The sequence below is a fragment of the Nonomuraea sp. NPDC003727 genome (assembly GCF_053586935.1).
The window spans coordinates 13,497-34,991 of sequence record NZ_JBSFNE010000013.1; the positions used below are offsets into that span (position 1 = coordinate 13,497).

The 21,495-nt window shown below is 70.7% G+C and carries 25 protein-coding genes; 11 read left to right on the top strand and 14 right to left on the bottom strand.

The window, feature by feature from the left end:
* Positions 1 to 54: 54 nt before the first annotated feature.
* Positions 55 to 804 (top strand): ABC transporter ATP-binding protein, encoded by a 750-nt coding sequence (locus tag ACWDLG_RS30520; protein WP_354917434.1) that lies wholly within the window; start codon positions 55 to 57, stop codon positions 802 to 804.
* Complete coding sequence (locus tag ACWDLG_RS30525; RefSeq protein WP_449926492.1) at positions 801 to 3,248, top strand: ABC transporter permease; 2,448 nt, start codon at positions 801 to 803, stop codon at positions 3,246 to 3,248. Before ACWDLG_RS30520 ends, ACWDLG_RS30525 begins: the two co-directional genes overlap by 4 nt.
* A 73-nt stretch (positions 3,249 to 3,321) precedes the next feature.
* Here ACWDLG_RS30525 and ACWDLG_RS30530 read toward each other — a convergent pair whose 3' ends face one another.
* Complete coding sequence (locus tag ACWDLG_RS30530) at positions 3,322 to 3,585, bottom strand: hypothetical protein (protein WP_354917428.1); 264 nt, start codon at positions 3,583 to 3,585, stop codon at positions 3,322 to 3,324.
* Positions 3,582 to 4,316, bottom strand: a complete 735-nt coding sequence (locus ACWDLG_RS30535) for a toxin glutamine deamidase domain-containing protein (RefSeq protein ID WP_449926496.1) — start codon at positions 4,314 to 4,316, stop codon at positions 3,582 to 3,584. Before ACWDLG_RS30535 ends, ACWDLG_RS30530 begins: the two co-directional genes overlap by 4 nt.
* A gap of 256 nt (positions 4,317 to 4,572) precedes the next feature.
* Here ACWDLG_RS30535 and ACWDLG_RS30540 point away from each other — a divergent pair, with 256 nt between their 5' ends.
* Positions 4,573 to 5,301, top strand: a complete 729-nt coding sequence (locus ACWDLG_RS30540) for an AAA family ATPase (protein WP_449926499.1) — start codon at positions 4,573 to 4,575, stop codon at positions 5,299 to 5,301.
* 315 nt (positions 5,302 to 5,616) lie between these two features.
* Here ACWDLG_RS30540 and ACWDLG_RS30545 read toward each other — a convergent pair whose 3' ends face one another.
* Positions 5,617 to 6,654 (bottom strand): molybdopterin-dependent oxidoreductase, encoded by a 1,038-nt coding sequence (locus tag ACWDLG_RS30545; protein ID WP_449926502.1) that lies wholly within the window; start codon positions 6,652 to 6,654, stop codon positions 5,617 to 5,619.
* Between the two features lie 107 nt (positions 6,655 to 6,761).
* On the opposite strand from ACWDLG_RS30545, the gene ACWDLG_RS30550 reads away from it, so the two are divergent.
* Together ACWDLG_RS30550 and ACWDLG_RS30555 are read left to right on the top strand one after the other, a co-directional pair.
* Positions 6,762 to 7,058, top strand: coding sequence for a hypothetical protein (locus tag ACWDLG_RS30550; protein ID WP_449926504.1), 297 nt, complete (start codon positions 6,762 to 6,764; stop codon positions 7,056 to 7,058).
* Positions 7,055 to 7,237 carry a hypothetical protein gene (locus tag ACWDLG_RS30555; RefSeq protein ID WP_449926507.1) on the top strand — a complete coding sequence of 61 codons (183 nt, stop codon included), beginning with the start codon at positions 7,055 to 7,057 and terminating at the stop codon, positions 7,235 to 7,237. The genes ACWDLG_RS30550 and ACWDLG_RS30555 overlap by 4 nt, the downstream gene beginning before the upstream one ends.
* Positions 7,238 to 7,725: 488 nt before the next feature.
* Here ACWDLG_RS30555 and rdgB read toward each other — a convergent pair whose 3' ends face one another.
* The 5 genes from rdgB to ACWDLG_RS30580 form a co-directional block, all read right to left on the bottom strand.
* Complete coding sequence (gene rdgB, locus ACWDLG_RS30560) at positions 7,726 to 8,313, bottom strand: RdgB/HAM1 family non-canonical purine NTP pyrophosphatase (RefSeq protein WP_354917416.1); 588 nt, start codon at positions 8,311 to 8,313, stop codon at positions 7,726 to 7,728.
* Positions 8,310 to 9,029, bottom strand: coding sequence for a ribonuclease PH (gene rph, locus ACWDLG_RS30565; RefSeq protein ID WP_354917413.1), 720 nt, complete (start codon positions 9,027 to 9,029; stop codon positions 8,310 to 8,312). The genes rdgB and rph overlap by 4 nt, the downstream gene beginning before the upstream one ends.
* A gap of 40 nt (positions 9,030 to 9,069) precedes the next feature.
* Positions 9,070 to 9,822, bottom strand: coding sequence for an MBL fold metallo-hydrolase (locus tag ACWDLG_RS30570; RefSeq protein ID WP_354917411.1), 753 nt, complete (start codon positions 9,820 to 9,822; stop codon positions 9,070 to 9,072).
* Positions 9,819 to 10,643, bottom strand: coding sequence for a glutamate racemase (murI, locus tag ACWDLG_RS30575; protein WP_354917408.1), 825 nt, complete (start codon positions 10,641 to 10,643; stop codon positions 9,819 to 9,821). Before murI ends, ACWDLG_RS30570 begins: the two co-directional genes overlap by 4 nt.
* Before the next feature lie 72 nt (positions 10,644 to 10,715).
* Positions 10,716 to 11,507 (bottom strand): thioesterase family protein, encoded by a 792-nt coding sequence (locus tag ACWDLG_RS30580; RefSeq protein ID WP_449926512.1) that lies wholly within the window; start codon positions 11,505 to 11,507, stop codon positions 10,716 to 10,718.
* Positions 11,508 to 11,616: 109 nt separating this feature from the next.
* Between ACWDLG_RS30580 and ACWDLG_RS30585 the strand changes: the two genes are divergently transcribed.
* A complete protein-coding gene (locus ACWDLG_RS30585) occupies positions 11,617 to 11,934 on the top strand; it encodes a hypothetical protein (RefSeq protein ID WP_449926515.1) in 318 nt (105 codons plus the stop codon).
* Positions 11,935 to 12,035: 101 nt separating this feature from the next.
* Positions 12,036 to 13,907: a DUF3352 domain-containing protein gene (locus tag ACWDLG_RS30590; RefSeq protein ID WP_449927071.1), complete on the top strand. Its 1,872-nt coding sequence runs from the start codon at positions 12,036 to 12,038 to the stop codon at positions 13,905 to 13,907.
* 90 nt (positions 13,908 to 13,997) lie between these two features.
* On the opposite strand, the gene ACWDLG_RS30595 is transcribed toward ACWDLG_RS30590, so the two are convergent.
* The gene (locus tag ACWDLG_RS30595; protein WP_449926518.1) at positions 13,998 to 14,678 is read right to left on the bottom strand and encodes an SDR family oxidoreductase; all 681 of its coding nucleotides are present in this window, start codon (positions 14,676 to 14,678) and stop codon (positions 13,998 to 14,000) included.
* 265 nt (positions 14,679 to 14,943) lie between these two features.
* Here ACWDLG_RS30595 and ACWDLG_RS30600 point away from each other — a divergent pair, with 265 nt between their 5' ends.
* Complete coding sequence (locus ACWDLG_RS30600; RefSeq protein ID WP_449926521.1) at positions 14,944 to 15,471, top strand: GNAT family N-acetyltransferase; 528 nt, start codon at positions 14,944 to 14,946, stop codon at positions 15,469 to 15,471.
* Positions 15,472 to 15,598: 127 nt separating this feature from the next.
* On the opposite strand, the gene ACWDLG_RS30605 is transcribed toward ACWDLG_RS30600, so the two are convergent.
* From ACWDLG_RS30605 to clpS, 5 genes are all read right to left on the bottom strand, one after another.
* The gene (locus tag ACWDLG_RS30605) at positions 15,599 to 16,546 is read right to left on the bottom strand and encodes a PLP-dependent cysteine synthase family protein (protein ID WP_449926524.1); all 948 of its coding nucleotides are present in this window, start codon (positions 16,544 to 16,546) and stop codon (positions 15,599 to 15,601) included.
* A 488-nt stretch (positions 16,547 to 17,034) separates the two neighbouring features.
* On the bottom strand, positions 17,035 to 17,313 hold the full coding sequence (locus ACWDLG_RS30610; RefSeq protein ID WP_449926527.1) for a MoaD/ThiS family protein: 279 nt from the start codon (positions 17,311 to 17,313) through the stop codon (positions 17,035 to 17,037).
* A 196-nt stretch (positions 17,314 to 17,509) separates the two neighbouring features.
* Positions 17,510 to 17,914: a M67 family metallopeptidase gene (locus ACWDLG_RS30615; RefSeq protein ID WP_354917387.1), complete on the bottom strand. Its 405-nt coding sequence runs from the start codon at positions 17,912 to 17,914 to the stop codon at positions 17,510 to 17,512.
* Between the two features lie 122 nt (positions 17,915 to 18,036).
* The gene (locus tag ACWDLG_RS30620) at positions 18,037 to 18,561 is read right to left on the bottom strand and encodes a DUF2017 domain-containing protein (protein ID WP_449926531.1); all 525 of its coding nucleotides are present in this window, start codon (positions 18,559 to 18,561) and stop codon (positions 18,037 to 18,039) included.
* 10 nt (positions 18,562 to 18,571) lie between these two features.
* Positions 18,572 to 18,865 (bottom strand): ATP-dependent Clp protease adapter ClpS, encoded by a 294-nt coding sequence (gene clpS, locus ACWDLG_RS30625; RefSeq protein WP_354917382.1) that lies wholly within the window; start codon positions 18,863 to 18,865, stop codon positions 18,572 to 18,574.
* A 40-nt stretch (positions 18,866 to 18,905) separates the two neighbouring features.
* On the opposite strand from clpS, the gene ACWDLG_RS30630 reads away from it, so the two are divergent.
* The 3 genes from ACWDLG_RS30630 (at position 18,906) to ACWDLG_RS30640 (ending at position 21,479) form a co-directional block, all read left to right on the top strand.
* Positions 18,906 to 20,195, top strand: a complete 1,290-nt coding sequence (locus ACWDLG_RS30630; RefSeq protein WP_449926535.1) for a nicotinate phosphoribosyltransferase — start codon at positions 18,906 to 18,908, stop codon at positions 20,193 to 20,195.
* A gap of 67 nt (positions 20,196 to 20,262) precedes the next feature.
* Complete coding sequence (locus ACWDLG_RS30635; RefSeq protein ID WP_354917376.1) at positions 20,263 to 20,832, top strand: nicotinamidase; 570 nt, start codon at positions 20,263 to 20,265, stop codon at positions 20,830 to 20,832.
* A gap of 122 nt (positions 20,833 to 20,954) precedes the next feature.
* Complete coding sequence (locus tag ACWDLG_RS30640) at positions 20,955 to 21,479, top strand: hypothetical protein (RefSeq protein WP_449926538.1); 525 nt, start codon at positions 20,955 to 20,957, stop codon at positions 21,477 to 21,479.
* The last annotated feature ends 16 nt before the right edge of the window (positions 21,480 to 21,495 follow it).

The window sequence follows — 21,495 nt, forward strand, 5'->3', positions numbered from 1 at the left end:
AGTCCCTCCTCGGGTCCCAGGGAATGCGGTTGTTCCGCCCATAGCGTCTTGTGCGTGACAGCGACACAGATATCTCTACGGCCCGCCGTGGTGGCCACCGGACTGACCAAGACCTACGGGGAGGGCGACACGCGGGTCCACGCGCTGCGCGGCGTGGACGTCTCCTTCGCCACCGGCGCCTTCACCGCGATCATGGGCCCGTCGGGCTCGGGCAAGTCGACGTTGATGCACTGCCTGGCCGGGCTCGACACGGTCACCGGCGGCCACGTCCACATCGGTGACGTCGAGCTGACCGGGCTCGGCGACAAGCAGCTCACCCTGCTGCGCAGGGACCGGATCGGCTTCATCTTCCAGGCGTTCAACCTGCTGCCGACGCTGACCGCCGAGGAGAACATCCGGCTGCCGCTGGAGATCGCCGGACGCCAGGCCGACACCGTGCTGTTCGACCGGGTCATCGAGACCGTCGGCCTGAAGGACAGGCTCGGCCACCGGCCGACCGAGCTGTCCGGCGGCCAGCAGCAGCGCGTCGCCGTCGCGAGGGCACTGATCAGCAAACCGCAGGTGATCTTCGCCGACGAGCCGACGGGCAACCTCGACTCGCGCAGCGGCGCCGAGGTGCTGTCGTTCCTGCGCACCAGTGTCCGCGAGCTCAACCAGACCATCGTGATGGTCACCCACGACCCCGTCGCCGCCTCCTACGCCGACCGTGTCGTCTTCCTGCGCGACGGCCAGCTGGTCAGCGAACTGGCCCAGCCCACGCCCCAGTCGGTTCTCGACACGCTGATGAGGCTGGAAGCCAAGTGATCAAGACGACCCTCGCAAGCCTGCGGGCGCACAGGCTGCGCCTGCTGCTCACCTCGCTGGCGATCACCCTGGGCGTGGGCTTCATCGCGGGCACGTTCGTTCTCACCGACACCATCGAGGCCGGGTTCGCGCAGAAGGTGACGTCGGACGCCGAGAAGGTGGCGGTCGCCGTCCTGCCGAAGCCGGAGAAGTCGCTCCCCGGGCCGCTCCTCGACCGGCTGCGCGACCTGGACGGCGTGACCGACGCCCAGGGCCAGGTGCGCGGCAACGCCCCGCTGCTGGGCAGGAACGGCAAGACGATCGGGGACCTGCCGACCACCGCGATCTCGGTCACCGACCGGACCACGATCACGGACGGCACCGCCCCCGCTGGCGCCGACCAGGCGGTCGTCGACGAGAACACCGCGCGCAAGCAGGGGTTCAAGGTCGGCGACACGGTCACGGCGCTCGACCGCAAGGGCGCCAAGCAGTCCTTCAAGCTCGTCGGCCTGTTCGACGTCGGCCTGGACCAGGAGCTCGGCTACACCGGCGCGATCGGCTTCACCACCGAGACCGCCCAGCGCATGACGGGTGAGAAGGGCTTTCGAGAGATCGACCTGACCGGTGACGACCCCGCCGCGCTCAAGAAGGCCGTCACGGCGGCCGTCGGCCAGGACTACGAAGTCGCGACCGGCTACGAGCTGGCCGCGGCGATGGCGAAGCGCAACGGCGTGCAGATCGAGTTCATCAAGCTCGGCCTGCTGATCTTCGGACTGATCGCGATGATGGTGGCCGCTCTGGTCATCTACAACACCTTCAACATCCTGGTCGCGCAGCGGACGCGGGAGATGGCGCTGCTGCGCTGCATCGGCGCGACGCGCGGCCAGGTGTTCGGCTCGGTGCTGCTGGAGTCGGTGGCGGTCGGCCTGGTCTCCTCCGTGCTCGGCCTGGCCGTCGGCTACGGCCTGGGCGCGGGCGCGATGGCCGTGCTGCGCGGCATGGACGCGCCGCTGCCCACCGGGCTCGGCCCGTCGCTGGCCCCCATGACGATCGGCATCGGGCTCGCGGTGGGCCTCGTGGTGACCGTGGGCGCGGCCCTGCTGCCGGCCCGCTCGGCCACCGGCGTCGCGCCGATCGCGGCGCTGCGCAGCCAGAGCGAGGAGCAGACCTTCCGCGCGGGCGTGGTCCGTGTGGTCGTCGCGGCGCTCCTCCTGCTGGCGGGGGCGGGCGCGACCGGCGCCGCGGTGTTCATGGCGCCCGGGGAGCAGGTCTCGCTGTTCGTCGCGATGGGCGGCTGCTCGCTGATCTTCCTGGGGGTCCTCGTCCTGGGTCCCGTGCTGGTCAGGCCGCTGAGCAGGCTGGTCGGCCAGATACCCAAGGTGCTCTTCGGCGTGCCGGGACGGCTGGCCGTCGACAACTCGGGCCGCAACCCCAAGCGGGCGGCCACCACCACGATCGCGCTGACCATCGGCGTGACGCTGATGACTGTCATCTCGGTGATGACCGCCTCGACCAGGGTGACGATGGCGGCCAAGCTCGACTCGCAGTTCCCCGCCGACTACCTGGTCTCCACCCAGGAGCGCGAGGCGGCGATCCCCCGCTCGGTCGCCGAGACGCTGCGGGCCAGGCCCGAGTTCGACTCCGTCCTGCAGATCCGCGACACGACCGCGAAGGTGGGCAAGAACGACAGCGTGGTCGGCACGTTCGCGGGCCCCGCCAAGCTGCAGCCGCTCGGCCCCGGGGAGGTCGCCCTCTCCGGGAGTCTCGCCAAGGAGTGGGGGCTCAGGAAGGGCTCTCCCCTCCAGCTCACCACCGAACGCGAGGGCACGGTGACGCTCAAGGTCGGCCAGTTGATCGACGACGAGAGCCTGCTGCCCGCCGTCACCCTCGCCGCGGACTCCTACGACCAGTACTTCGGCAAGAGCGCCGACTCCAAGCTCTACCTCAAGATCAAGGACGGCGTCGATCCCGACCGGACGCGCGACCTGGTCGAGGCGGCCACCGCCGACTATCCCACCGTGCAGGTGATCAGCTCGACCGACGTGCGCGGGGAGTACGACGACGCGCTCGACATGACGCTGATGATCGTCACCGGACTGCTCGGGCTGGCGATCCTCATCTCGCTGCTCGGCATCGCCAACACGCTGTCGCTGTCGGTCCACGAACGCACCCGCGAGTCGGCGCTGCTGCGGGCGCTCGGCCTGACCAGACCGCAGCTGCGCCGGATGCTGTCGGTCGAGGCACTGGTGCTCGGCCTGATCGGGGCGCTGGTCGGGGTGACGCTCGGCATCGCCTTCGGCTGGGCGGCCGTCAGGACCATGCTGGAGGGCGCGACACTGTCGGTGCCGTTCGGGCAGATCGCGCTGTTCGTGGCGCTGTCGGGGCTGGCGGGCGTGCTCGCGGCCGTGCTGCCGGCGCGCAAGGCGGCCCGCGCGTCGATCGTGTCGTCGCTGGCCGGCGGCTGACACCTCGCCGGCGGCGGCCCCGGCCCACCGGCGGGTACGGCCGGCGGTGGCCGCCGGCCGCCGGCGCCGGGGGTCAGCGCGGGTGGCGGCCCGGCCACTGCTCGGCGACCGTCTCGGGGTCGAGCAACGGCCTGATCGCCACCTCGCCGGTGCGCCTGTCGATCACGATGCACCCGCCGCCGACCGTCTCGGGCAGCACCGACGGGTCGTCGGGCTCGGACGCCTTGACCCACACCACATAGCCCTCGCCGAAGGCGTAGAGGCCCAGCTCCAGCGGCTCGGACCGGCCGCCGTTGAAGTACTCCTCCGCCACCGCGCGCGCCTGGTCCAGGTTCACCCCTGCTCACCCCGCCGGTCGACGATCGCGCAGAACACGCCGGTCACCGTCTCGTAGGGCGGCTCGACCGCCATGTGCCCGCGCTGCGCGTCGATCCAGATCACCTCGCCGTCGGCGTTGACGGCGTTCCACGCGTGGGAGCCGCCGCCGGGCCAGCGCACCACGATGACCGCCGACGCGCCGTGGCCCGCCTCCGCCAGCCGCCCGGCGATCACCGGGTAGGCCGGTCTGCCCTCGCCCACGAACTCCAGCCGCTGCCCCATCCAGCGTTCGATCCTGGCCGTGCCGCCCGACTCGCCCATGAGCAGGGGGCGGCCCACCGTGTCGTACTCGGGCTGCCTCGGCGCCGCGACCACCGGCTCGCCGTGCCAGCTGGACACCACCGCGAGCGCGCAGTCGGCCGCGTTACCCGCCCTGAACGGGTCCTCCGCGGCGCCCATGCCGTTGACCAGCCGCACCCACGTGCCGCGCGGGTCGGCGAACCTGGTGCCCGGCGGCAGCGCCTGCGCCAGGTCGGACTCGGCCTGCGGGTCGGCGCGGGCCAGCCCGCCCGGCACGCCGTACGGCCGGCACTCGGCCAGCCGCGGCGGGCGGTGCGGCAGGTCGAACCAGTCGGGATCCTGCGCGACGGGCTCCGGCACGTCGGCGGCCGCCCGCTCGTAGTCGCGCCACCGGACCCCGTCGGCGATCAGCGGGTCGTAGCGGCCCTCGGGAAGGCTCTCGCGAAACATCTCGCCGCCTCCTTCCGTCATCGACGACTGATCGTAGGGGGAGGATCGCTCACCGTCACGAGGTTCCGCCGATTTGGCTGGAGACCGACTGAACACTTGGACGGCGAGCACTCCGCAATCCCGCGATGATCCGGCGCGGTTGTCGGCCGCCGCGCATATCCTCGATCGGTCGGCCCGATGCGGCGACTGTCCGAGGCTCGTCGGCCCGGTGCGTGCCCACGCCGCTCGACTGATCAAGGCACAGGAGGGCGCTGGAGTGTTGCTGACCCGGCTGACAGCCCGCAGCCTGCCTTCGGGCTGGCCCGCGACACTGGCTCCGGTCCGCTACCTGGCCGAGCATGGTCTGAGGCTTACGGCGCCCGTCACCTTCCTGGTCGGGGAGAACGGCTCGGGTAAGTCCACGATCGTCGAAGCCATCGCTGATGCGTGCGGCATCAACTCCGAAGGCGGCAAGGCCGGCACGAAGTACGCCAGCACGGGCCCGGCCACTCCCTTGGGTGAGGTTCTCGATGCCGAGCTGACCACTCTGGGATGGCGTCTGCTGCACGGCCCCCGGCTCAAGCGGCGGGCGTTCTTCTTCAGGGCGGAAACCCTCTTCAACCTCGGGCGCAACGTCTCCGGCAGATACGGGTTCTGGGAAGAGGACCTGACGGAGCAATCCCACGGCGAGGGGTTCTTCACCGTGCTCGAGCGCATGGTGTCGGGACCGGGGCTGTACCTGATGGACGAACCCGAGGCCGCTCTGTCGTTCCACTCATGCGTGCGACTGGTCGGGCTCATGCACCGAGTAGCCCAAGACGGCGGCCAGATCATCTGCGCCACTCATTCACCGATCCTCGCGAGCCTGCCCGGAGCGCAGATCACCGAACTCGGTGACCACGGCATCGTCACCGCCACCTGGGAGAAACTCGACGTGGTGGACCACTGGCGACGCTTCTTGGCCAAGCCGGACTTCTACCTCCGCTATGCCTTGGAGCCGGATTAGCACGAGCTCCCATGGCGGCGACCCGGTGGTCGATCTTGCTGGGTCTCGGAAGCCATACGGTGTCCGGCGGTTGCGGGCGGCCTGGCCGCTCCCGGCCGGGCAACATCGATCATGCGGCGACCGGAACCGGCCAGCCAACCCCCCTCACAGGAACGACCAGAACCGGCCAGCCGACCCCTCACATGACCCGGTCAGCCAACCCCCCTCACAGGAACGACCAGAACCGGCCAGCCAACCCCTAGCGTGACCCGGTCAGCCGACCCCTCACAGGAACGACCAAAGCCGGTCAGCCGACCCATCGGACAACAGGGTCGGTCAGTCGACCCGGACCGAGATGGTGTGCCAGCCGGTCGCCCCGTCGGGCGCCACCGACGCCTGCCGTCCGGTCTGGGTACGGCCCGCCGCGTCTGTCGCCCGCACCTCGATCGTGTGGCCGCCCGCCGTCGCGTCCCAGTCCAGGGCCCACTGCCGCCAGGTGTCCGGCCCCGGCACCTCCGCCAGTCTGGCCCGCTGCCAGGCGCCTCCGTCGATCCGCACCTCCACGGCCGCGACGCCGGTGTGCTGCGCCCACGCCACCCCCGCGATCGTCGTACGGCCGCGCCTCAGCCTCGCGCCGGGCTTGGGCACGTCGATCCGCGACTGGGTCTTGATCGGCGCCTTGGCCGCCCACCCGCGCGGCGTCCAGTACGCCTCGTCGACGTCGAACCGTGTCACCTTGATGTCGACCACCCACTTGGTGGCCGACACGTACCCGTAGAGCCCCGGCACCACCTGCCTGACCGGGAAGCCGTGGTCGACGGGCAGCACCTCCCCGTTCATCGCGACGGCGAACAGCGCGTCCCTGCCGTCCAGCACGACGTCCACCGGCGTGCCACAGGTGAACCCGTCCGCCGACGTGGACAGCAGCATGTCGGCGTCGCGCTGGATGCCCGCCGCGCGCAGGACGTCCGCCATCCGCACTCCCAGCCACCGGGCGTTGCCCACGTACTGCCCGCCGACCTCGTTGGACACGCAGGTGAGCGTGATGTCGGCCTCGGTCAGCGGTCGCCTGAGCAGGTCGTCGAACGTGAGCTCGATCGGCCGGTCCACCATGCCGTGGATGCGCAGCGTCCAGGTGTTCGGGTTCACCTGGGGGACGATGATGGCGGTGTCGACACGGTAGAAGTCCCTGTTCGGCGTGACGAACGGCGACAGCCCGCCGATCCTGAAGTCGGCCCCGCGGGGCAGCGGCCCGGCGGGCGTGGCGGGTCTCGGCAGCGCCACGCCGACCCTGGCCGTGTCACCCACCCGGCGGCCGGACAGGACCTGCCCCGCGACCGCGGCCGCCCCCGCGACGGCGATCCCACCAGCCACGCCGAGCACGAACCGCCGCCGGTCAAGGGCGGGTAGCGGCTCTCCTGCCTGACTGGCCGCAGAAGAGCTGGGGATCGAAGAAGACGCCGGCGCAAGAGAAGAGGCGGGTGTCGAGGCAGATCCGGGGGTCAGGGAAGACGCCGGTCCAGGAGACGAACCAGGAGCCGAGGAAGACCCCGGTCCAGGAGACGAACCAGGAGCCGAGGAAGACCTCGGTGCCGGAGCAGACTCCGGTCCAGGAGAAGACGCCGGTGTGGCAGACGACCCCGGCGCCGGAGAAGATTTCGGGCTTGCAGAAGATCCGGGTGCCGGAGGAGATTCCGGGATCGGAGAAGACGCTGGTGCCGCGGGATACCCAGCTGCCGAAAGGGAGGCCGGTGGAGAAGAGGCCGGTGACCGAGTGAAGGTGGAGGGTGCCGGTCCGGCCGGAAGGGGCTGCACGGCGTGCCGGAACAGCAGCGTCAACGCCCACGACCCCGCCAGCGCCCCCACCACCGTCGCGAGCCCGTCGGCGGCGCCCGCGCCCGGCCTGGTGAGCACCGCCAGCAGCCCCACCATCCCGAACACCGCGAAACCCGCCTGACCGAGGCCCACACCCCGCCGTGACAGCACCCCGAGCGCGGCGGCGACGAGCGCGAGCACGACCACCACCCCGGCCACGAGGACCGTCTTGTCGCTCTCCCCGAACGTCGCGATCGCCCACTCCTTGGCGGGCGCGGGCGCCAGGTCCACCAACGCGTCGCCCACCGCGACGACGGGGAACGAACCCGGCCCCACCAACGCCGCGACCAGGTACCCGACGCCCAGCGCCACCGCTCCGGCGACCAGCCCGACGACCGCTGCCGCCCACGCGGGCACGGCCTTGCCACTCTCCACGCTCTCCACGGGAAAACGCTACGCCCGCCCCGGAGCGGGAGATCTTACGTACCGGTGACGAAACCAGGCGACGTCACGGCGGGTGCGTGTCGCCGCTGGAGTGGCGTGACGGACGGGCGGTCAGCGGTGACCGCGGTGGCCTTGACCCGGCTTGCCGTACGGGAAGGATGGCCGGCGCGGAGGGCGGATGCGTGGTCAGGAGAGTACGGCGGCGACGATCGGGGCGAGGGCGCGGAAGGCGCGGCCGCGGTGGCTGATCGCGTCCTTCTCGGCCGGGTCCATCTGCGCGGTCGTGCGCGACTCCCCGTCCGGCACGAAGATCGGGTCGTAGCCGAAGCCGTTGCTCCCCCGCCGTTCCCTCAGCAGCCGTCCCGTCAGCTCGCCCTCGACGACTCGTTCCTCGCCGGACGGCAGCGCCAGCGCGGCCGCGCACACGAACCGGCCGGTGCGCCGAGCGTCGGGCACGTCGGACACCTGGGCGAGCAGCAGGTCGAGGTTGGCGTCGTCGTCGCCGTGCTTGCCCGACCAGCGTGCCGAGAACACGCCGGGCATGCCGTTGAGGGCGTCGACGCACAGCCCCGAGTCGTCGGCGACGGCGGGCAGGCCGGAGCCCTGGGCGACGGCGTGCGCCTTGAGCAGGGCGTTCTCGGCGAACGTCAGGCCCGTCTCGGCCACCTCGCCGATCTCGGGGAACTCCTCGAGGCCCACGACCTCGAACCCGTCGAGAATCCGGCGCAGCTCGACGATCTTGCCGGTGTTGCGGGTCGCCAGCACGATTCTCATCGGCCCAGTGCCTCCTGCTGGTGCAGCGTCAGTTCTTCACAGCCCGTGGCGGCGAGGTCGAGCAGCTGGTCGAGCGCCCGCCGGTCGAACGGCGCGCCCTCCGCGGTGCCCTGGACCTCGACGAACGCCCCGGAGCCCGTCATCACGACGTTCATGTCGGTCTCGGCGGCGACGTCCTCGACGTAGCAGAGGTCGAGCATCGGCGTGGACTTCACCACGCCGACCGACACCGCCGCCACCGAGTCGACGAGCGGGTCGCCGGGGCACATCTTCCTCTCGCGCATCCACGCCACCGCGTCGGCCAACGCGACGTAGGCGCCGGTGATCGCCGCGGTGCGGGTGCCGCCGTCGGCCTGCAGGACGTCGCAGTCGAGCAGGACGGAGTTCTCGCCGAGCGCCTTGTAGTCGACGCACGCGCGCAGCGAGCGGCCGATCAGCCGGGAGATCTCGTGGGTGCGCCCGCCGATCTTGCCCTTCACCGACTCGCGGTCGTTGCGGGTGTTGGTGGCCCGCGGCAGCATCGCGTACTCGGCGGTCACCCAGCCCTGCCCGCTGCCCCTGCGCCAGCGCGGCACGCTGTCCTGGACGGAGGCGGCGCACAGCACGCGCGTGTTGCCGAATTCCACCAGCACGGAACCTTCGGCGTGCGCGAGCCACCCCCTGGTGATCTTCACCGGGCGAAGCTGGTCAGGGGCACGTCCATCCTGTCGAGACATGCAGATCACCCTATCCCCGTGTAAGAACGCCCTTGACCGTTCAGGTCAGGTCGTAGACGGCGCCGCTGCGGGCCAGCTCGATCGGTCCGCCGAAGCCGCCGTGCGCGGCCTCCTCGAGCACGGTGGCGCTGTCGTTCCATGGAACCAGGTGGGTCAGGACGAGCCTGCCCGCCTTCGCCTTGGCCGCGTGCTCGGCCGCCTGGCGCCCCGTCATGTGCAGGTCGGGCGTGAGGCCGGGGCGTTCGACGAAGGACGCCTCGCACAGCAGCAGGTCGGCGCCGTCAGCCAGCTTCACCAGTTCGGCGCACTCGCCGGTGTCGCCGGAGTAGGCCAGCGTCCTACCCGCGTGCGCGACGCGGAAGCCGTAGGCCTCGACGGGGTGGTTGACCAGGCCCGCCGTGACTTCGAAGGGACCGATCGCGAACCGTCCCGGCGCCAGCGGCCTGAACTCGAAGGCGGTCTCCAGGCCCGGCTCCTCCGGCATGCCGTAGGCGGCGGCGAGCCTTCGGGGCGCGTCGCGCGGCGCGTAGACCGGGATGCGCGGGTACGGCGCGCCCGGCCCGTAGGTGCGGACCACGTGGTAGCCGCAGATGTCCAGGCAGTGGTCGGCGTGCAGGTGCGACAGGCAGATGGCGTCGATGTCGTAGAGGCCGATGTGGCGCTGGAGCGGGCCCAGGGAGCCGCTGCCGAAGTCGAGCAGCAGGCGGAAGCCCTCGGCCTCGACCAGGTAGCAGGACGCTGGGCTGTCGGGTCCGGGAAAGCTCCCCGAGCATCCGACGATCGTCACCTTCATGCGGACCTCCCGTTCGAGGTGGTGCTACCCCCGACAGCGGCCAGCTCGACCGCCTGGATCTCGGGCCCGAGGAAGCGCCTGCCCAGTTCGGCGAAGAGCGCGGAGTCACCGGTCACGCGGAAGCGGTGCTGGGGGGAGGTGGCACCGTTGGCGAGACCGCGGTCGTGGAGGATCCGGTAGACGTCCTTGGCCGTCTCCTCCGCGCTGGAGACGAGCGTGACGTCGTCGCCCGCGACGTAGGAGATGGCGCCGGTCAGCAGCGGGTAGTGGGTGCAGCCCAGGATGAGGGTGTCGCACCCCGCCTCCTGGACGGGTGCCAGGTAGCCGCGGACGACCTCGATGAGCTCGTCGCTCATCGTCTCGCCGCGCTCCACGTACTCGACCAGGCGCGGGGCGGCCACGCTGGTGAGGGTGACGTCGGGGGCGGCGGCGAAGGCGTCCTGGTAGGCCATCGACCCGATGGTCGCGGTCGTCGCGATCACGCCGACCTTGCCGTTGCGGGTGGCCTTGACGGCACGCCTGGTGGCCGGCTGGATCACCTCGACCACGGGAACGTCGTAGCGCTCACGCGCGTCGCGCAGCACGGCGGCGCTGGCGCTGTTGCAGGCGATGACGAGCATCTTGACGTCGTTCTCGACGAGGTGGTCCATCACCTCCAGCGCGTAGCCGCGTAGTTCGGCGATCTTTTTCGGCCCGTACGGCTGGCGGGCCGTGTCGGCCACGTAGGTGATGGACTCGTGGGGCAGCTGATCGATGATCGCCCTGGCGACGGTCAGGCCGCCTACCCCGCTGTCGAAGATTCCAATGCTCGCGTCCGGCACGTTTCAGAGGGTAGGCGACCTGCGGGATCACCACAGCGTAAGAATCCTCACAAGGGCGCCCGGCGGGTCGCGTCAGCCGCGTCCCACCCGGGCCAGCTGGCGTGACTGCGCCACCAGCCGTCCGGCCGAGTCCCACACCTCGACCTCCTCGTCGAACCACCCGTCGGCGACGAGCCGTCCGCTGCCCAGCAGGGTGAGCCAGCCGGGAGCGGGCAGCGCGCGCAGGTGCCAGGTGAGGTCGACGGTCGGCGCCCAGCCTCGCTGCCCGGCCGAGAACACCACGGGCGGCAGCGCGTCCACGGCCAGCGCGAGCACGAAGGGGTCGGGGTCCTGCGGCTCGGCCATCCTGAAGTAGGCGCGCGCCTCGGGACGCCCTGTGGGCCGGCCGTGCAGCCATCCGATCGTGGGCGGGTCGAAGCGCATCTCCAGCTGCGCGTTCAACGTCATCCCCGACTCGGGCTTCGGATCGGGCAGCGTGCCGCATTCCGCGATGTCCGGCATCCCAATTACCGACTTATCCGCGTATATCGGCTCGGCGTCGGTCAAGGTGGCCGTCGTCACCAGTGATTCCAGCTGCGCGACGTCGTCCTGGACCAACCTCACCCGCGCGAACGCCGCCGTCCCTCCTGCTTTCAGCGGCTCCACCACCACCTTGGCGGGCCCGGGACGCGGCGCGCGCAGGAACTGCACGGCCGTACTGACCGGGTGCGCGTGCGGCGAGGCGTCCACCGCGGCCCGCAGGAGCACCGCCATCAGGTATCCGCCGTTGAGCGGGCCGCCGATGGAGTAGCCGGGATCGAGGCACACGTCGTAGACGCCCTCGTCGATCCTGATCGCCTGCGTCGCCTCGTCGAACTTGGTCATACCTTCTCCCGAACTAAGTTCTAGTGGCTCCATACTCTACGACATTCCGATCACAGCGCGCCTACCTGCGAAAACGCCCTCTCGATGGAAGAGTTGGATCATGGTGGGTTTGACAGCACTCATGGGCCAGTCCGTCTGGGACGCCCGGGGCGTGTGGGTCGGCTACGTGGTCGACGTCCGCGTGGTCAGGAACAGGGACGAGTCCATGCACAGCCATACCGTGATGGGGCTCGTGGTCTCCGCGCATCGCGCTCCCGTCATGCTCGGGCTGACCAGGGACCGGGAGGGCAGTCTCGGCTGGCTGTCGGAGCTGCTGGCCCGCGTCGTCTACGCGGGTTGCACGTTCGTGCCCTGGGACGCCGTCGACTCCAGCGACACCGGCGAAGTACACCTCACGGCGCTGCGCAAGGAACTGAGCAGGGTCTAGGCTGCGCGGCAAATCTTCCGGTTTCAGTACTTTGCAACCAGCTCTCTAGTCACATGCACTAACTTCTCTGTGGTCAATAAGTCCACATTGTGAGTTGAGTGATGTCGGCGAATACTCCCCCTGGCGGCCAGGATCCGGACCGGACCACGGCCTACCGATGGAACGAAGGACAACCGCAGGGCGGCCAGCCGTACCCGCAGCAGCCCTACCCGCCCCAGCAGCACTACCAGCAGCAGCAGCCATACCAGCAGCAGCCCCAGCAGCCCCAGCAACCGCAGTACGGCCAGGGACAGCAGGGCTACGGGCAGCCCGGCTACGGCCAGCAGAGTCCTGGACAGCAGGGCTATGGACAGCTGGGCTATGGCCAGCAGCAGCCGGGCCATGGCCAGCAGCAGCAGCCGTACCAGCAGACGCAGCAGTTCTCCTACGGCGAGCAGGCGCCGCAGGAGTCGGCGGGATGGCAGCAGCAGGGCCCTGAAGGGTGGGGTCCGCCGCAGCCGCAGCCGGGCAAGAAGGGTGGCAGGGGCTGGCTGATCGCGGGCATCGCGGCCCTTCTGGTCGTGCTCGTCGGCGGTGGCGGCGTCTGGGCCGCCGCCTCCTTCCTCGGCGGTGGCGGCACGCAGCCGCACGAGGTGCTTCCCGGCGGCGCGATGGCCTATGTCCGCATCGACCTCGACCCGGCCGCCAACCAGAAGATCGCGCTGTTCAACCTGGCCAGGAAGTTCACCGTCACCAAGGACACGTTCACCGGTGACGACCCGCGGAAGGCGCTGTTCGAGGCGATCAAGTCCGACAGCGACGACCTGAAGGACGTCGACTTCGCCAAGGACGTGGACCCGTGGCTCGGCAGCAGGCTCGGCCTCGCCGTCCTCCCGCCGCCCGCCAAGGACGAGGATCCCGGCATCGCCTTCGCCGTCCAGGTCAAGGACGCGGAAGCGGCCAAGGCCGGCATCGCCAAGCTGATGGGTGACGAGAAGTACGGCATCGCCTTCCGCGAGGACTACGCGATCCTCAGCGAGGACCAGGCGGCGGCCGACAAGTACGCCGCGGCTCCCACGCTCGCCGAGAGCGACGACTTCAGCTCCGACCTCGACGCGCTCGGCGAGCCCGGCGTGCTGTCGACGTGGATGAGCTTCGGGAAGATGGTCGAGTTCGCCGAGGCGGACATGGCCGGGCTGCCCGAGCAGTCGAAGCAGATGCTGGAGAAGATGAAGAACGCCCGGTTCGCCGCGGCCCTGCGCTTCGACTCCGCCTACGCCGAGTTCGCCGGCATCGTCCGTGGCGCCGAGGCGATGGCGATCGGCGACCCGCAGGCCGCCGACCTGTCCACGCTGCCCGCCTCCACCGTGGGCGCGCTGTCCATCTCCGGCTTGGACGAGGCGATCACCAAGCAGTGGGGCGAGCTGCAGACGAGCCTGGCCGCGACCGAGGAGGGCGCCGGCTTCCAGCAGTTCGTGGACATGGCCCAGCAGAAGTACGGCCTGACGCTGCCCGCGGACCTGGCGACGCTGCTCGGCAAGAACCTGACCGTCGCGCTCGACGGCGACGGCCTGGCCAACCTCGACCAGGGCGGCATGCCCAAGGCAGGCGTCAAGATCGTCACTGACCCGGCCAAGGCGCAGGAGGTCATCGGGAAGATCGAGAAGGCCTTCACCGACCAGGGCCAGCCCGCGCCGCAGATCGCCAAGGTCCCCGGCGACGGCACGTTCACCCTCGCGACCACGCCCGAGTACGCGAAGCTGCTGTCGGAGGACGGCGCGCTGGGCGACAGCGAGAACTTCAAGAACGCGATCCCCGACGCCTCCAGCGCGACCTTCGCCCTGTTCGTCGACGTGGACAAGATCGAGCCGCTGTACCTGAACAGCCTCTCCGGCGACGACCAGGCCAACGCCAAGGTCTTCAGCGCGGTGGGCTTCAGCGGCAAGCAGAGCGGCGGCGAGGCCGACTTCTCGCTCCGCGTCCTGTTCAACTGAGCCGACGATCGAAAGGGCCGCGCCCCGGGGACTCCCGGGGCGCGGCCCTTCTCGTTCCATCCGTCCGCGGCGGCCCCACGTGGCGCCCGGTCACCAGGGCAGCGGCCGGCCGTCCCTGAAGAAGCCTCCCGTCGGGCCGTCGTCGGGCAGCGTGGCCGCCCAGACGATGCCCGCCGCGCCCGCCACGACCGGACGACCACCGGGCCCGCCCATGTCGGTGGCCACCCACCCCGGGCAGATCGCGTTGACCAGGATCCCCTCGGGCCGCAACTCACCGGCAAGCATCCTGGTGAGGCCGTTGAGCGCGACCTTCGAGGCGGTGTAGGCGGGGGTGCCGCCGCCCATGCCGGCCAGCGACCCCGCCTCGCTGGAGACGTTCACGATCCGGGGATGCCTGCTCTTGCGCAGCAGCGGCAGCAGGACCTGGACCAGCCGCCACGGGCCGTACAGGTTGGTCTCGGCCGCCTCCCTGACGACGTCCAGGTCGGCGTCGACGGCTCGCTGCCACGTGTCGTAGGTGATGGCGGCGTTGTTGATGAGCGCGTCCAGGCGGCCGAACCGGTCGGCGATCTCAGCCGCCACCCGCTCGGTGTCCTCCTGCGAGGTGACGTCGAGCCGCAGCGGATGCGCCGCGGGCCCCAACCGGCTCGCCGCGGCGGTGGCCGCCTGCAGGGAACGGGCGGTGAGCAGGACGGTGTGCCCCAGGTCGGCGAGCTGCCTGCCGACCTCCAGCCCGATCCCGCGATTCCCGCCGGTCACCAGTGCGATCACGACATCGCCTCCACTCCTGCCGATGCTACATCTGCGAAGGAGAGGCGACGCCGGCCGGGGACCGTACCGGTCACGCCTGACCGACGTCCCCCGACCTGCGGTGACGTACCGGTACCGAGCGGCGCCGGGTGCCGTGGTCGCGACGTCTCCGCCCGGCGGGCGCGCGTCCCCGCATGACCGATGTCCCGGAAAATGCGTTGCGCGCCGGCCGACCGGCTCGATAGGTGTGTGGCCGCCGAACCCCTAGGGAGGGAGACACATCCCCATGCTGACCGGAGAGCGCGTACGCCTGCGAGCCCTGGAGCCTGCCGACAGCGAACTCATGTGGCGCTGGTACCACGACCCGGAGATCGGCCGCTGGATGGACGGCTCGCCGCCCATCTCGCTCGCGCAGAGCGAGGAGAAGGGCGAGAACCGGCCGCGCAACACCTTCGAGGAGATGTTGCTGGGCATCGAGACGCTCGCCGAGCAGAAGCTGATCGGGTACCTGGCGCTCGGCGACACCGACTTCGTGCACGGCGAGGCCACCCTGCAGAGCATCGCGATCGGCGACCGCGACCACTGGGGCGGCGGCCACGCCACCGACGCGCTGCGGGTGATCTGCCGGTACGCCTTCGAGGAGATCGGCCTGCACCGCATCATGCTCTGGGTCGTCGCCGACAACGCCGCCGCCGTCCACGTGTACAAGAAGGTGGGCTTCGTCGAGGAGGGCAGGCGCAGGCAGGCCTTCCGCAGCAGGGGCAGGCGTCACGACTTCCTCATGATGGGACTGCTGGAGTCCGAGCTGCGCTAGACACCCAGGGTCTGCGACCAGTACGAAGCTGTCCTGCCCCCTCGCCACCGCCGAGCCCAGCGGGGCTTGGCGGAGTGACCCGGTGCCGTGAGGGCACCGCGGCCAGGGCCGAGCCCCCTGGCCGGGATCAGGCCCAGAGCTGGCCTTCGAGCCTGCTCTCCGCCTCGTCGAGGGTTCCCTCGTAGGCCCCGGTCGACAGGTACTTCCACCCGCCGTCGGCCACCACGAACACGATGTCGGCCCGCGTCCCCGCCTTGACCGCCTTGGCCGCCATCCCCAGCGCCGCGTGCAGGGCCGCGCCGGTCGAGACCCCGGCGAAGATGCCCTCCGAGGCCAGCAGTTCCCTGGTACGGCGCAGCGCGTCACCGGAGCCGACGGAGAACCGCGTGGTGAGCACCGACTCGTCGTACAGCTCGGGGATGAAGCCCTCGTCGACGTTGCGCAGGCCGTACACGAGCTCGCCGTAGCGCGGCTCGGCGGCCACGATCTGGATGCCGGGCACGTGCTCGCGCAGGAAGCGGCCGACGCCCATGAGCGTGCCCGTGGTGCCGAGTCCCGCGACGAAGTGCGTCACGGTGGGCAGGTCCTCGAGGATCTCGGGGCCCGTCGACTCGTAGTGGGAGCGCCAGTTGGCCGGGTTGCCGTACTGGTAGAGCATGATCCACGAGGGGTTCTCGGCAGCGAGCTGCTTGGCTCTCCTGACCGCCTCGTTGGAGCCGCCCGCCGCGGGCGAGGAGATGATCTCCGCTCCCCACATCCGGAGGAGCTGGCGGCGCTCCTCGGAGGTGTTCTCGGGCATGACGCAGATCAGCCTGTAGCCCTTCAGCTTGGCCGACATGGCCAGCGAGATGCCGGTGTTGCCGCTGGTGGGCTCCAGGATCGTGCAGCCGGGGGTGAGCAGGCCGTCCTTCTCCGCCTGCTCGATCATCCACAGGGCGGGACGGTCCTTGATCGAGCCCGTGGGGTTGCGATCCTCCAGTTTGGCCCAGATCCGGACGTCGTCGGAAGGCGAGAGCCTGGGCAGGCCCACGAGCGGCGTGCGACCGACCGAGTCGATCAGGGAGTCAAAGCGCATGGTGTACGGCTTCCGCTTCGGCGTTCACAGGGATCTGGATGTGACATGACGAATCGTGCCACGAGGCTTCCGGCGTCCGCCCGCCGGGCGGCGCCCCGGCCGTCGTCCGGCACCGCACGGACCGCGCCGACCAACCAGGATCGGACGGCCGGCCCGCACCGATCTGACGTGGCCGGGAGGCTCGGCGGCCGGGCCGGCTCGGGAGACTGATCGGCGTGCCGGCTCCGGAGCGGGCGGCACGGCCTGACGGCCTGACCCGGCCGCCGCCCGAGCGCTTCCCCCGGAGGGTCCGCCCGAGCGCTTCCCCCGGAGGGAACGGGCCTCAGCGGGGTGCGCCGTTCCCTCAGGTGTGCCTACCGGTCGTTCCACCGGGTCGGCCGGGCGGAGCCCTCCGGCCCGGATCGGGAGGGACGGAGCCGGTTCGGCCCGGACCAGGCCGGAAGAGACCGTGCGACGCGAGCGAGAGGCGACCGGGCTGGCGCGGAGCGTTAGCGCGAGCCGCCCGCGACGGCCGGGAGCACGGTCACGGTGTCGCCGTCCGAGACGGGCGTCTCGAGCCCGCCGAGGAAGCGGACGTCCTCGTCGTTCAGGTACACGTTCACGAAACGGCGCAGCGCGCCCTGGTCGACCAGGCGCTCCTTGATGCCCGGGTGCCGGGCCTCAAGGTTGCTGATCAGCTCGTCGAGTGTGGCGCCCTCGGCGTCGACGGCCTTGGCGCCGTCGGTGTAGTTGCGCAGGATGGTCGGGATGCGAACCTCGATGGCCATCGCGGGTCAGTCTCCTCGTTCAAGTCGTCGTCCACCGGGCAAACACCGGTGCGGGATCTGGGATTCCGTGAAACCGCCGGTCAGCGACAGTCGTAGACGACGACGGACGGAGTGTGCGCGAAGAGGAAGCTCTGCACAGGCCGGACCGTCATGGACAGCAGTGTACCCACGGCGCGGATCGCCACGGTTCGCCGTCTCACGTGATGGTCACCTCTTCCTCGGTGATCACCCCGTCGACGATGCGGTACGAGCGGAGCTCGGGCTGGTCGCCGAGTTCCTCCCTGGTCGAGACGAGGACGTAGTGCGCGTTCGGCTCGGAGGCGTAGGACACGTCGGTGCGCGAGGGATAGGCCTCGGTGGAGGTGTGGGAGTGGTAGATCACGACGGGCTCCTCGTCGCGGTCGTCCATCTCCCGCCACACCTTCAGCTGCTCGATCGAGTCGAAGCGGTAGAAGGTGGGTGAGCGCTCGGCGTTCTCCATCGGGACGAACCGCTCAGGAACGCCGTCACGACCGGCGATCACCCCGCACGCCTCGTCGGGGTGATCGGCACGGGCGTGCGCAATGATCTTGTCGACAAGATCCTGCGAGATCGTCAGCATGCTGCAGAGATTACCCGGGCCGTCACGAGCTGCTCGACCCCGGAGGGGCGCTCCGGCGCGCGATCCCGCCAGACGGGAAACAGGGGAGACGGGGCAGCAGGAAGGCGGGAGGCGGACGGGAGTCACCAGAGCGCGCGGACGAGGGTGTCCTGGAGGTAGGTCAGCCAGTCGTAGGTCACGAACGCCGGGTACCGGGGATCGTCCTCCGACATCGCGGCGATCTCCTCGTGCACCTCCTCCGTCACCTCCAGCCGCGTGCCCAGCGCCAGCCGTAGGTCGTTGAGGGAGCGCAGCCACGCCTGCGCCTGCTCGGCCGTGAGCTCCGTGCGCCCGGGGCGGGCGGTGTCGAGCATGGTCTGCGCGTCGGCCCGCTTGCCCTCCCGCAACGTCGCCTCGGTGTAGCGGCGGAACTCCCCCGCCGCGGCGTCGTCGGCGTACGCCGAGGGGAACAGCCGGGCCAGCACCGGATCGGTGGGCTTCTCGGCCGCGCCGATGCCCAGCGCGCGCTCCAGCGGGTCGTCGCCGGTCTGACCGGGCGTGACCAGGCCGAGCACCTGCGTCACCATCGAGCGCAGGATCGAGACCTCGGCGGCCTCGAACTGCGCGATGACGCCGCCGCCGTGGCGGGATCTGAAACCCGAACTCACCCGTACCACCTCACGAGAGCGAGTCCGACTGGAGTGTCGCCCACAGGCCGTAGGAGTGAAGAATCTGCACATCGCGTTCCATCTCTTCACGCGTGCCACTCGACACGACGGCCTTGCCCTTGTGGTGGACGTCCATCATGAGCTTCTCGGCCTTCGTCTTGGAGTAGCCGAACACGGTCTGGAACACGTAGGTCACATAGGACATCAGGTTGACCGGGTCGTTCCAGACGATCGTGACCCATGGCAGATCGGGCCGGACGTCCGTTGAAGGACGCTCGACGGCGATTGGAGCGGTGCTACCCACATCCCCGAGTCTGCCCTATCTGGGCCGTAGTCTCGAACTCGTGAGTATGACCATGAGCACTGCGTTGCTTACAGATCACTATGAGCTGACGATGTTGCAGGCGGCCCTGCGGAGCGGGGCGGCGGGCCGGCGGGCGGTCTTCGAAGTGTTCGCCCGCCATTTGCCCGGAGGACGGCGGTATGGGGTGGTCGCCGGCACCGGCCGGGTGCTGGATGAGCTCGAGCACTTCCGTTTCGGTGAGGATGAACTCACCTTTCTCCGGGAGCACGGCATCGTGGACGAGCCGACTCTGGAGTTTCTCGCCGATTACCGATTTTCCGGGAGCGTGTACGGCTACCGCGAGGGCGACCTCTACTTCCCCGGCTCGCCGATCATGGTCGTGGAGGGCACCTTCGCCGAGGCCGTCGTGCTCGAGACGCTCATCCTGTCCGTCCTGAACCACGACTGCGCGATCGCCTCCGCGGCCTCCCGCATGGCCAACGCGGCGGGCACCAGGCCGCTCATCGAGATGGGCTCCCGCCGTACGCACGAGCGGGCCGCGGTCGCCGCCGCGCGCGCGGCCTACATCGCCGGGTTCTCCTCGACGTCGAACCTGATGGCGGGGCGGGAGTACGGCATCCCGACCAGGGGCACGGCCGCGCACGCCTTCACCCTGCTGCACGACAGCGAGCGGGCCGCCTTCGCGGCCCAGATCGCCTCGCTCGGCAAGGGCACGACGCTGCTGGTCGACACCTATGACGTCGCCGAGGCCGTGCGGACGGCGGTGGAGCTGGCGGGCACCGACCTCGGCGCGGTCCGCATCGACTCCGGCGACCTGGCGGCGGCCGCGCAGGAGGTGCGCGAGCAGCTCGACGCGCTCGGCGCCTTCAAGACCCGCATCCTGGTCACCTCCGACCTCGACGAGTACGCCATCGCGGCGCTCGCCGCGGCGCCCGTCGACGGCTACGGCGTGGGCACCTCGCTCGTGACGGGCTCGGGCGTGCCCACGGCCGCGCTCGTCTACAAGATGGTGTCCAGGGAGACGGCCGAGGGGACGCTGGAGCCCGTCGCCAAGCGGTCGGTCGGCAAGCCGTCGCGCGGGGGGCGCAAGCATGCCTTCCGCCTGCTCGACGAGCGCGGGCACTACGAGACCGAGCTGGTGACCACCTCCGGCTCGGCGCCGGAGGACGGCGTCGCGCTGTTGCACCAGCTGGTGCGCGACGGCGAGATCGTCGGCAGGGAGCCGTTGGACGCGGCGCGCGACCGGCACCGCGGGGCCGTCGCGCGGCTGCCGCTGGAGGCGCTGCACCTCGGCAGGGGGTACGCGGCGATCCCGACCGAGTTCGCCTGAGCCCCCTGATCTGGACAGGCCCCCGCCGCCCGGGCAGAAGCGGCACGTCGTGAGTAGGCTCGATAGTGTGAGCACCGCATTGATCATCGTGGACGTGCAGAACGACTTCTGCGAGGGCGGCAGCCTTCCGGTGCAGGGTGGCGCCGCAGTCGCCAAGGCGATCAGCGAGCACGTCGCAGCGCATCGTTACGACCACGTGGTGGCCACGCGCGACTACCACGTCGACCCCGGGGTCCACTTCGCGGACGAGCCCAACTACGCCACCACCTGGCCCCCGCACTGCGTCGCGGGCACGAGCGGCGCCGACTTCCACCCCAGCTTCGACACCTCGAAGGTGGAGGAGGTCTTCAGCAAGGGCGCGGGCGCGGCGGCCTACAGCGGTTTCGAGGGCGCCTCCGAGTCGGGTGTCCCGCTGGCCACGTGGCTGGCCGAGCGCGGCGTGCACGCGGTCGACGTCGTCGGCATCGCCACCGACCACTGCGTGCGCGCCACGGCGCTCGACGCGGTCGAGCACGGGCTGGCGGTGCGGGTGCTGCTGGGCCTGACGGCGGGCGTGTCCAGGAACACCACGCAGGCGGCGCTGGGACAGCTGAAGGACGCGGGCGCCGTGCTGAGCGGCGCCCCGATGGTCAGCTGACGCCACGCCGGGTAGACAGCGCGCAACCGCCCGATGATGTGATAGTCAAGGCGATGAGAACTCTCCGCTGCCGCGCTACTACGGAGAGCTAGCAAGCTCACCCGACGCGTAGAGGACGTCCCATGCTGTCCATCGCTCTCGGCCTCGCCTGGCTCGTGCTGTCGCCGCTGTGCCTGTGGATCGTCTTCCGCGGCCGCGTCACGGCCAGGATCGGCGCCCTGCTCACGCTGGCCGCGCTGGAGGGGGCGACGGTGGTGCTGAGCCCCGGCCATGAGGTTTCCGACGTCGTCGCGCACGACGTCCCCGCTCCCCCGCGGCCGATCGCGGCGCAGTGCCCGGCGCGGGCGCCCGTCCCGCAGACGGCACGGCTGGCCAGGGACCACCAGCGCCTGGAGCTGTTCTGGTCGGCGCGGCCCGACGAGTGCCAGACCGCCAAGGTCGTCCTGCGCCCGAAGGGAGGCCAGTTGCGGGTCTGGGTGCACGAAGGTCCCTGGGACAGCCGGCCCAAGGGGGCGCGCACCGTCCCCGTCCACGTCGCGGGCGACACGGCATGGCTGCGGATGGCCATCGAGGTGCCGCAGCGCACCCGCTACCAGCCGGTCGACGGGCGCACCGGACGCGACATCGCCGATCGGCAGGATCCCTGACGCCCTCCCGGCAGGC

Excerpts from the sequence above, each read along its gene's own strand:
- ACWDLG_RS30605 (WP_449926524.1), bottom strand. The coding sequence starts at position 16,546 with ATGCGCTTTGACTCCCTGATCGACTCGGTCGGTCGCACGCCGCTCGTG.
- ACWDLG_RS30535 (WP_449926496.1), bottom strand. The coding sequence starts at position 4,316 with ATGTTTCGCGAGAGCCTTCCCGAGGGCCGCTACGACCCGCTGATCGCC.
- ACWDLG_RS30580 (WP_449926512.1), bottom strand. The coding sequence starts at position 11,507 with ATGACCAAGTTCGACGAGGCGACGCAGGCGATCAGGATCGACGAGGGC.
- ACWDLG_RS30615 (WP_354917387.1), bottom strand. The coding sequence starts at position 17,914 with ATGCTGACGATCTCGCAGGATCTTGTCGACAAGATCATTGCGCACGCC.
- ACWDLG_RS30610 (WP_449926527.1), bottom strand. The coding sequence starts at position 17,313 with ATGGCCATCGAGGTTCGCATCCCGACCATCCTGCGCAACTACACCGAC.
- ACWDLG_RS30570 (WP_354917411.1), bottom strand. The coding sequence starts at position 9,822 with ATGAAGGTGACGATCGTCGGATGCTCGGGGAGCTTTCCCGGACCCGAC.
- rph (WP_354917413.1), bottom strand. The coding sequence starts at position 9,029 with ATGTCTCGACAGGATGGACGTGCCCCTGACCAGCTTCGCCCGGTGAAG.
- ACWDLG_RS30640 (WP_449926538.1), top strand. The coding sequence starts at position 20,955 with ATGCTGTCCATCGCTCTCGGCCTCGCCTGGCTCGTGCTGTCGCCGCTG.
- ACWDLG_RS30600 (WP_449926521.1), top strand. The coding sequence starts at position 14,944 with ATGCTGACCGGAGAGCGCGTACGCCTGCGAGCCCTGGAGCCTGCCGAC.
- ACWDLG_RS30590 (WP_449927071.1), top strand. The coding sequence starts at position 12,036 with ATGTCGGCGAATACTCCCCCTGGCGGCCAGGATCCGGACCGGACCACG.
- rdgB (WP_354917416.1), bottom strand. The coding sequence starts at position 8,313 with ATGAGAATCGTGCTGGCGACCCGCAACACCGGCAAGATCGTCGAGCTG.